The sequence below is a fragment of the Dactylosporangium sp. NPDC005572 genome (assembly GCF_040605515.1).
Lineage (GTDB): Bacteria > Actinomycetota > Actinomycetes > Mycobacteriales > Micromonosporaceae > Dactylosporangium.
The window spans coordinates 89,367-98,973 of the sequence record NZ_JBEXCY010000023.1; the positions used below are offsets into that span (position 1 = coordinate 89,367).

Here is a 9,607-nt window from a genome sequence, read left to right on the forward strand (position 1 = left end):
GGCATGCGGCTTCACGTTGGCTGCGCGATGTGGACGCACAAGGCCTGGCCGTCGACCGCGGAGCGGCTCCGCTCGTACGCGGAGTGGTGCAACGCGGTCGAGGGCAACACGACGTTCTACGCCACGCCCGCCCGCGACACCGTGGCCGGCTGGGCGGACCAGACCCCGGCCGACTTCCGCTTCGTGCTGAAGCTGCCGCGGGCGGTGACCCACGAGCGCCGCTTCGCGGGCCCCGAACTGCGCGCCTTCCTCGCCGCGATCGAGCCGCTGGGCCCGCGGGTGCACGCGCTGTGGGTACAGCTGCCGCCGTCCTTCGGCCCGGCCGACGTCGGGGCGCTGGCCACGTTCCTGGACAACCTGCCAGCCGCGTACCGGTACGCGGTGGAGGTCCGCCACCCGGCCTTCTTCACCGGCCCCGCACCGCTGGAGTCGGTGCTCACCGCCGCGGGCGCCGAGTGGGTCCCGTTCGACACGACGGCGTTCTTCACGACCCCGCCCACGAGCGACGCCGAGCGCGACGCCTGGACCAAGAAGCCCCGCCTCCCGCTGCGCTCCGAGGCTTTGACGGAGCATCCGATCATCCGGTACCTCGGGCGCGACGACCCGGCCGTCACGGTCTCCGGCTGGCGGCCGTGGGTGGCGCGGTGCGCGGCCTGGCTCCGGGAGGGCCGCTCCCCGACGGTCTTCATCCACACCCCGGACAACGCCGAGGCGCCGACGCTGGCCCGCCGCTTCCACGCCGAGGTGCGCGCGCTGGTCCCGGACCTGGAGCCACTCCCCGACCCGGAACCGCTCACGCTCTTCTAGGGCCCTGCACGACCGTGATGCGGGCACCGCGGTCGGTCAGCCACGCTTCCAGGGACGGGCCGTCCAGCGTGGTGCCGCCGACCGTCACCGGGCCCTCGACGTGGCCCACCGCCTCCTCGAAGGCGGCGCCGTCCAACCGGGCGCCGGACAGGCGGGCCGGGGCCGTCGGGGTGCCCAGCACGCAGTGCCGGAGCGACGCGCCGCGCAGGTCGGCGGCGCGCAGGTCGGCGCCCGCGAACACCGCGGAGTTGAGCAGCGCGTCGCGCAGGTCGGCACCGGTCAGGGTCGCGTCCACCAGGTCGGCGCCCAGGAGGTGGGCGGCGCGAAAGGCGGCGGCCGGGGCTCGGGCCGCGGTCGCCTCGGCCCGGACCAGCTCGGCGCCGGAGAGGTTGGCCGCGGTGAGGTCCGCGCCCACCAGCTTGGCACGGTCGAGGTTCGCGCGGACCAGGCGGACACCGGACAGGTTGGCGCCCAGGAGGTCGGCGCTGCCCAGGTCGAGGCCGGTCAGGTCGGCGCCGCGCAGGTCGGCACCCGCGGCCCCGAACGAGGTGTCGGCGTCGGCCAGATACGCCTCCAGGGCGGCCCGCGCCCCGGCGTCGGCCGGCCAGGCAACGACGCCCGCCGCCGTCCTACCGAACCCGATCATCGTAGACCAGCACCTTTCCGTTCCAATCCGTGCGCGCGGCCACCCGCTGGTTGACGTCCGCCGCCGACTCGTCCGTCAGGTTCCTGGTGTCGACGATGACATGCTCGCCCTTGGCCAGCTCACCGTCGACCTGCCGTTCGAACGTCTCGCCGTTGTACCGCCCCGGCTGCTCCGGTGGCATGAGCTCGCCCTGTTTGTCGCCCGACTGGTAGTACTCGTTCGGGGATTTCACGTCCCAGCGCTGGCCGTTGGCGTCGACGAAGTCGCCCTGGTCCTTCTGGAAGGCGGGGTCGGAGTTGTCGAGCTGAGCGCGCTCGATCGGGCCGGCCAGGGCGCCGTTGCGCTCCATCTCGAGGCCGACCTGGGCCTCCCGGGTCGACTCGGGGGTGACCTTGCCGCCGTCGGCCGGGTCCTTGGCCAGATCCTGGACCCTGGAGTCGTACTCCGGGCTGCCCCGCTCGGGCGTCTTGTAGGCCTGCTGATCGCCATTGGCGGCCGCCAACTGCTGATCACCGTCGCCCGTGTTGGGGGTTGTCGGCTGCTGGTCGCCGGTGCCCGGGTTGGCGGCCGTGGCCTGCTGATCGCCCGTGCCCGGATTAGCCGTCGTGGCCTGCTGATCGCCGGTTCCGGTGTTTGCCGGCGCCTGGACCTGGTCGCCCGTGCCCGCAGCGGTCGGCTGCGTTGGCGCGTCGCCCCGGTGCGGGACGGTGTCGCGGCCCGCCTTCGATGCGCCCGCCTCCTGCCCGCCGCCCTCCTGCTGGGCACCGGCCTCCTGAAGACCAGCCTTCGCCTGCCCGCCGCCCTCCTGCCCGCCCGCCCGTTGCTGACCGCCGGAGTCCTGTTGACGGTGGGCGCTGGAATCCTGTTGGGCGCTGCTGGTGGTTGCCTGCTCGCCTCGCGGCGGTACCGTGTCGCCGCCCGAGCCGCCCGTCTCGCCGCCGCCGCCCGTCGGCGCCGACTCCTTGACCTGGTCACTCACGGCCGTCTACCGCCTTGCGGACGTCGCGAGCCCAGTACACCGACGACGAGCGGTCGTTGTCCGTCCACACCGCCGGCGGGAACCGCACCCGGAACGCGTGCACGAAGACGCAGACCCGGTAGTCCCGCTGCCAGCGGTCGAGATCGACGCCGGACGGCGGCGGCGGCGGGTCGCCGCCCAGCGAGGCCAGCCGGGCCGGCATCCCGGCGAACCAGGCCTCCGAGCCCATCGCCGACCCGAACAGCTCGCCCGCCGCGACGACGCCCTGGGCGCCGCCGAGCACCGCCTCGGCCCGCGGCCGGAACGCGCAGCGGTGCCGGCACTCGAAGCACTCCCCGAACGGCGCGAGCGCCTCCTCCACCCCGGGCTCGGCGGCCCGCCAGGCGGCGAACCGGTCCCGCAGCGCCGCGTCGTCGGCGAGCGGCGCCTCCGGCAGCCCCCGCTCGGCGGCGTCCGCGGCCCGCACGTCCGGCACTGCCACCAGTACCGCCTGATCGAGCGCGTTGTGCGACACGATCGCCTCGAACGGGCGCAGCGCCGCCGCGGCCCGCACCTGGTCGGCGTGCATCGCCATCGTCTGGCCCAGCAGCTCGCGATCCTCCTCCGCGGCCGTCCGGTGCATGATCTTCAGGTTCGTGATCTTGTACGCGTCCTCGGCCACCTTGCCGACCTGCTGGTCGATGAGGAGGTACGACTGGCGGTACTTGCGGTCCTCGGCCAGGCCCTGCGCGATCCGCTCGGCAGCGAGGGCCTGGGCGTTGCCCTCCTTCTGGTCGCCCTGGCCGGTGCGGGCCGCCGCCCGCGGGAACACCCGGTGCGCCTCCTCCAGCAGCACCACGTGCGGGGTGTCGCCGGAGCGGCGGTGCTGGCGGTACCAGCCGCGCATCGCGGTGACCAGCAGCAGCGTGATGAGCGACTGCTCCTTGGCGTTGTCGCCGACGCCGGCGAGCTCGAAGACGACCGGCCGGCGCATGAGGGTGCCGATGTCGTACGAGCGGCGGCAGTTGAGCGTGGTGCCGCAGGCGCCCTCGATGAGCGCCTCGGCCCGCAGCCGCGCGGCGGCGTCGATGTTGGCGTGCGTCTCCCCGGCGTAGCCGAGCTGCTCGACCACCTCGGCCAGCACGCCGGCGAACTCGGGCAGCACCGGCCAGTGCTCGCCGTCGGCCGGTGCCGCGCGGTGGGCGGCGTGGAAACCGCGGCGCCGGTACGTCTCGACGAGCGCCCGGCGGTACAGGAACGGCAGCGGGTCCCACAGGCCGAACGCCGCCTCGAAGCAGGCGAGCAGGTTGGAGACGTGGGAGCTGACGGTCGCGCCGTCGGGCACCTGGAACGGGTTGAGCCGCAGCGGCGCCACGTCGTCGTCGCCGACGGTGAACACCAGCAGGTCGTCGAACTCGGGCAGGGTCGCCAGCCAGCGGTAGTCATTCAGCTGGGCGTTCACGGGCTCGATGACCGCGAACGGCACGCCGTGCCCGCGCAACTGCCGGCACAGGTGCAGCGCGGTGTTCGTCTTGCCGGATCCAGGGGTACCGACGATGAACCCATGCCGGGGAAGGTCGGCAACCGCGAAGCCCACCGCGCCGCCCGCATCGCCCGCACCGGGCTGGTTGCCCAGCAGCAGCGCGGGGCCCTTGGGCGCGGCGACGACCCGCACGGGGTCGCGGGGCGCCACCACGGCGATCCCCGGCGCGTGGCCCTCCAGTGCCAGCGGCAGCCGGAACAGGCTCGCCGCCTCGTCCCGGTCGACCAGCAGCCGCAGCTGCCGCAGCGGGTCGCGGGTGGACCGGCCGGGCGGTGCCTCGGCCCGCAGGACCGCGTCGAGCTCGGCCCCGCCCCACTCGACCGGCTGGAGCGTGCTGAACGCCCGGGCCAGTTCGTCGTGCGCGGCCGGGCTGCCGGGCCGGGCCACCAGGTGACCGCTGAGGACGGACTGCGGGTCGTCGCGGTCCGGCTGCGCGCGCGGCGCCGGGCTCACCGTCGCGGCGACGTGGCCGGCGAACGCGTCAGGTAGCGGCTCGGGCGCGGCGACCGTCACCGTGAAGCGGAAGGCCGGCCCGTCGTAGCGGCGCAGTGCGTCGAGGTAGTAGGGCTCGATGACCAGCGCGCCGCCGTCGGCGGGGAGCCTGGTGTGCCCGCCGACCTCGGTGGCCTGATCCGTCGGTTGGGCGAGTCGGCGGTACCGGGTGGCCTCGGTCTCCAGCATCCGGCGCAACGCCGCCGGCACGCGGCCGGCGGTCAGCTCGATCGAGACCGCCACCGGGGTCGGGTACTGCCGCAGCGCCTCCAGCAGCCCCTCCCACGAGTGCGGCTGCCGGCCGAACGGCTCCACGGCCACGTAGGCGGGCACCCCGGCGTCCATCCGCTCGGGCCGGGCCAGCCGGACCCGCTTGTGCACCTGCGCGAGGCCGCCGGGCGCGGGTACGAACGGCGACAGCACGTCGCGGATGCGGTCGGCGTCGTCCAGCGGCTCCACCCGCACGTGGTCGGGCACGTTCGCCAGCGCCGCCGCGAGCGACCTGGTCGCGACCCGGGCCAGGTCGGCGGTCGGCTGCTCGACCCGGCCCAGGAGGTACACCTCGATCCGCCCCGGCTCGCGATGCAGCATGCGCAGCGCGACGGACGCCGACTCGGGCAGCGACAGGAACTGCCCGAGGTAGGCGGCCTGCTCGCCGACCGCCCGCCCCAGCCGCTCGGCCACGCCCAGGCGGGCGTACTCCGCGCGGCGGGACAGGTCGACGGCCGCGGTCACCTGGAGCGCGACCCAGGCCCAGACCCGATCGGGCCCGCTCACCAGGTAGGGCACCGGGTCGGCGGGACCCCGGTGGACCAGTTCGCTCACTGCTGCGGCGGGTACGGCGGGGCGCTCATCGGCGGGGCACTCATCGGCGGCGCGCTCATCGGGGCGCCGGTCGGCGGCTGCACCTGGGGCCAGGCGCCGGTCATGGGCTGCTGCATCGGCGCGATGGTCGGGGCGATCCCGGGCGGCGCCAGCGGCGGGAGGCCGGTCGGCATCGGCGCCTCGGGCGTGATCTCGACCAGCCGGTTGGTCTCCTGGGTGGCCGCGAGATTCATGATCGCCGTCTGTACCCCGAGCCGCGTCACGCTGTGCGTGATCTCGCGCAGCGCCCGGGTGCGGCCGCCGGCGATCGCGGACCGGTACGCCGTGCCGCCGGCCATGGCGCGGAAGCCGTCGCGCAGGGTGTGGCCGATCAGGACGATCGTGGAGCGGGAGCGCCACATGGTCCAGCCGAAGTACAGGTCGGTGCCGTAGGTCTGCACGCTCAGCAGCGACTGGAGCTGCGTGTCGCCGAGGGTGAGCAGGTACTGCCCGGCGACCCGCACCGGCCCCATCCGGAACGGCAGCGCCCGCTGCCCGGCCGACTGGAGCATGTACCCGTACGCGGTCGCGCCGGCGGCCGCCTTACCCTCGACCACCAGCGCGTACTCGGCGATCGGCTCCTTGATCGGGAAGAACAGCGTGACCACCCAGGCCGTGAACGCCAGCCCGATCACGACGGGAATGGTGATCATCGCGCCGCCGCTGGCGAGCGTCAGGCCCTCGATCGAGTCCGCGTTCGTGCCGGCGTTGAAGAACACGCCACACGTACAGCAGAGGATGACGAACGTGGCCAGCGACAGCACCAGGCCGACGTTGGCGGCGCGCACGGCGTGCGGCCGGATCTGCTTCCAGGTGACGCTGTCGTCGGCGAACTCGTCGGGCTCCCGGTAGGTGACCCGGGCGCCCCGGTAGGACGACTGCACGTCCTGCAGCACCTGCTGCCAGGGGTCGGCGCCGCCGCCCCAGTTCTGCATGGACATTGGACTCCCGGTGCGCTCACCATGACGCTCCGTGGGCCCGGAGCCGAGCGTCAATCTATGGAGCGCCGGTTAGCGGTCACAAGGTCGCCGCGGGCATTCGCACCGATCGTCGGGCCCGCCCACCCGTAGGGCGGCCGGGACTCGTCCGCCTCGCGCGCTATTCCGGTTGTGGAACGCCCCGGGCGGACGCTCGGCCCCACTGGTGTCGCCGGAGAGGTCGGGTAGCATCGACGCATCGCGATGCCGTGGGAGCCCGGCCGACCGTGCCCGTCTGTCTTCATGAGGAGCTCCCCGTGCTTCGCAGAACGTTCCTTCCTGCCCTGATCGCCGCCCTGGTGGCTGCGGTCGCCTTCGTCCTCGTCCAGCCCGCCGGCCCCGCCGGTTCGGCCGCGGCGGCGCCCGTGCGCATCATGCCGCTCGGCGACTCCATCACCGCCGGCCCCGGCTGCTGGCGCGCCAAGGTCTGGCACCGGCTGCAGACCAGCGGCTACACGAACATCGACTTCGTCGGCGGAGTCTCCGACGGCGGCGGCTGCAACCCCGGCTACGCCTACGACTTCGACCACGAGGGCCACGGCGGCTACTCCGCGACCGGCATCGCCGACAACAACCAGCTGCCGCCGTGGCTGACCGCGGCCCGCCCCGACGTCGTCCTCATGCACCTGGGCACGAACGACATGTGGGGCGGCTACATCCCGCTGGCCACCAAGCTGGCGGCGTTCACGAAGCTGGTCGGGCAGATGCGCGCCGACAACCCGGCCGTCAGGATCATCGTGGCCCAGATCATCCCGATGAGCCAGTCGGCCTGCGCCACCTGCCCGGCCGACGTGGTCGCGCTGAACAACGCCATCCCCGGCTGGGCGGCCGGCCTCACCACGGCCCAGTCGCCGATCACCGTCGCGGACCTGTGGACGGGCTTCGACGCGGTCGCCGACACCGTCGACGGGGTCCACCCGAACGACGCCGGCTTCCAGAAGATGGCCAACGCCTGGTACCCGGCCCTCACCCGGGTCCTGGGCGGGGTGACCCCGTCGGCGTCCGCTTCGCCGTCCCGCTCCGCGTCCGCGTCCCCCTCGGCGTCCCGCTCCGCGTCCGCTTCCCCGTCGGCGTCGTCCGGCGGTTCGCAGTGCGCCGCGACCTATCGGGTCATCTCCCAGTGGGGCGGCGCGTTCCAGGGCGAGGTGACGGTGACGAACACTTCGGCCACCACCTCGACGGCCTGGACGACGACCTTCACCTTCGCCAACGGCCAGCAGGTGAGCCAGGCGTGGAACACCACGCTGACCCAGTCGTCGGCAACCGTGACGGCCCGCAACGTGACGTACAACGGCACCCTGGCCCCGGCCGCCTCCACCTCGTTCGGCTTCCTGGCCTCCTGGAACAACACCACCAACGCGACACCCGGCGTGACCTGCCGGCTGTCCTGACCCGGCTGAGGGCCGCTCTCCCGCGAGCGGCCCTCATCGGCCGTTGCGGACCTCGATGGCCCTGACCGTGTTGGCGAACGCCTTGGCCAGCACACCCTTGCCGACGCTGCCGAGCAGCGCCCCGACCACGCGGCCCTTGAAGTTCTTGCCCTGCCGCACGACGACGGCGTCGATGTCGGTCCGCCCGTCGGGCCGGCGCGTGAACGTGTAGGTGTGCCCGGAGGCGCCGCCCCAGATGTTCGAGTCGGTCGTCCGCATGACGACCCGGCCGGTGTCCGACCAGTCGTACCGCAGCCGCTCCCAGATGCCGCCCGACCCCTCCGTGACGTCGGCGTGGGTAGGACCCTGGTCGTGCACCTGGAGGTACTCGTCGGCGCTGTTGCCGAAGAGCTTCGAGCGGCCCGGCCCGAAGTCGGTGAGCCCGGCGACGAACTGCTCGGGCGTCGAGGTGGTCGTGGCGTGCAGGTGGATCGTGGACATCGCAGGCTCCGTGGTGTGTTGAGGTCCGTGCTCACAGCCTGCGCGCAATGACCCCCGCGGCGAACCCGTGGACGATCCTGGTCGACCGCCTGGTGCACCCTGGCCCACACCCAGGGGAGCCCGATCGGCCGTCCAACCAGCCGCCAGGAACCAGGCAGGAAGCTTCAAAGCGATGATCGTGTGCGCAACCCCAGCGGGCGCCCACTGCCGGGTACGAGCGGTCCTCGCGGGCGGTCGGAGCCACAACGGCGCGGGAAATTAGCATTGATCAGCCGGCGTGCCCGGCCGTCGTGGGTGGGAGCACTCCTCCAGAGAGGTACGGGCCGGGCGATGACCACTTCTGCACCGCACAGCGGGGGCGGCGCGCCGGCCGGCACCGGGCCGGACGCGGCCGGTGGAGACTCCGCCCGCGCGCGGCGCGAGATCTGGGCCGACGCGGCGAGGGGCGCCTGCATCCTGATGGTCGTGCTCTGGCACATCGTCAAGAAGCACTACATCGAGATCACCTGGCACATCTCGCTACCGGTCCCGGACATGTGGGAGACGTTCGTCGAGCAGTTGGTCCCGCTGCGGATGCCGCTGTTCTTCACGATCTCCGGCCTCTTCGCGGTGAACGCGGTCAACCGGCCGTGGTCGGTCGTAGGGCGGTCGAAGGTGGCCCGCTTCTACTATCTGTTCGTCCTGTGGGTGCTCATCCAGAGCGCGGTGCTCGCGCTCACCCCCGACTTCAACACCACCCGCGTCCGCAGCCCGCTCGAACTGCTCGAACAAATCACGATCAGCCCGCCGAACCTCTGGTACCTCTACGCACTCGCGCTCTACTTCACGATCGCCAAGCTGGTCCGCCGGGTGCCCCCCGCGGTGGTGCTCGGCGGCGCGTTCGCGCTCTCCGCCGCCACGGCCGCCGACCTCATCGCGGCCCCGGGCAACCGCGGCGCGCTGTACGAGGACCTGTTCTTCTTCCTCGCCGGGCTGTACTTCCGGCCGCTCGTCGAACGGCTCGCGAGCGGCTCCAGCCTGCGCCGCCTCGCCCTGACCGGAGCCGCCTTCGCCGCCGTCCTGCTCGCCGTGCGGGTCACCGCGTCGGAGAAGTGGCCGCTCGTCTGGCCGCTGGTCTGCATCGTCGCGGTGGTGTTCGGGGTGACCGCCGCCGGGCAGGTCGTGCGCTGGTCGGCGCTGGGCAACGGGCTGGCCGCGCTCGGCCGGCGCACCCTGCCGATCTATGTCATCCACATGCCGATCCTCGCCATGCTGGACCGGTTGCTCTACGACCCACTGTCGACTATGGACGAACGGTGGCAGTTGCTGGTCGCGATCGTCGAGCCGGCCGTCCTGACGACCCTGGTGGTCGTCGCCTGCCTGCTGCTCGAGACCGGGCTGCGCCGGGCTCGGGCCAGGTAGCACGTACCATCACACGCTGTCGTCGAGTGGCTCGAAGCTGATCGGCAG

8 protein-coding genes are annotated in these 9,607 nt (G+C 73.2%); 3 read left to right on the top strand and 5 right to left on the bottom strand.

Annotation, left to right across the window (positions count from 1 at the left end; all coding sequences use genetic code 11):
• Positions 1-3: 3 nt before the first annotated feature.
• Positions 4-807 (top strand): DUF72 domain-containing protein, encoded by an 804-nt coding sequence (locus ABZS66_RS14835; RefSeq protein ID WP_354757680.1) that lies wholly within the window; start codon positions 4-6, stop codon positions 805-807.
• On the opposite strand, the gene ABZS66_RS14840 is transcribed toward ABZS66_RS14835, so the two are convergent.
• From ABZS66_RS14840 to ABZS66_RS14855, 4 genes are read right to left on the bottom strand one after another with little or no spacing between them, the layout of a single operon-like run.
• Entirely contained in the window at positions 794-1,453 is a 660-nt protein-coding gene (locus tag ABZS66_RS14840; protein ID WP_354757682.1) for a pentapeptide repeat-containing protein, read from the bottom strand. The two genes, ABZS66_RS14835 and ABZS66_RS14840, sit on opposite strands and share 14 nt — an antisense overlap.
• The gene (locus ABZS66_RS14845; protein ID WP_354757684.1) at positions 1,437-2,432 is read right to left on the bottom strand and encodes a hypothetical protein; all 996 of its coding nucleotides are present in this window, start codon (positions 2,430-2,432) and stop codon (positions 1,437-1,439) included. Before ABZS66_RS14845 ends, ABZS66_RS14840 begins: the two co-directional genes overlap by 17 nt.
• Positions 2,425-5,271 carry a hypothetical protein gene (locus ABZS66_RS14850; protein WP_354757686.1) on the bottom strand — a complete coding sequence of 949 codons (2,847 nt, stop codon included), beginning with the start codon at positions 5,269-5,271 and terminating at the stop codon, positions 2,425-2,427. The genes ABZS66_RS14845 and ABZS66_RS14850 overlap by 8 nt, the downstream gene beginning before the upstream one ends.
• On the bottom strand, positions 5,268-6,251 hold the full coding sequence (locus ABZS66_RS14855; RefSeq protein ID WP_354757688.1) for a hypothetical protein: 984 nt from the start codon (positions 6,249-6,251) through the stop codon (positions 5,268-5,270). The genes ABZS66_RS14850 and ABZS66_RS14855 overlap by 4 nt, the downstream gene beginning before the upstream one ends.
• 293 nt (positions 6,252-6,544) lie before the next feature.
• On the opposite strand from ABZS66_RS14855, the gene ABZS66_RS14860 reads away from it, so the two are divergent.
• Positions 6,545-7,678 carry a cellulose binding domain-containing protein gene (locus tag ABZS66_RS14860; protein ID WP_354757690.1) on the top strand — a complete coding sequence of 378 codons (1,134 nt, stop codon included), beginning with the start codon at positions 6,545-6,547 and terminating at the stop codon, positions 7,676-7,678.
• Positions 7,679-7,711: 33 nt separating this feature from the next.
• Here the strand turns inward: ABZS66_RS14860 and ABZS66_RS14865 are convergent, their stop codons facing one another.
• The gene (locus ABZS66_RS14865) at positions 7,712-8,158 is read right to left on the bottom strand and encodes a hypothetical protein (protein ID WP_354757692.1); all 447 of its coding nucleotides are present in this window, start codon (positions 8,156-8,158) and stop codon (positions 7,712-7,714) included.
• Positions 8,159-8,488: 330 nt separating this feature from the next.
• Between ABZS66_RS14865 and ABZS66_RS14870 the strand changes: the two genes are divergently transcribed.
• Positions 8,489-9,559, top strand: coding sequence for an acyltransferase (locus ABZS66_RS14870; RefSeq protein ID WP_354757694.1), 1,071 nt, complete (start codon positions 8,489-8,491; stop codon positions 9,557-9,559).
• Positions 9,560-9,607 lie beyond the last annotated feature (48 nt).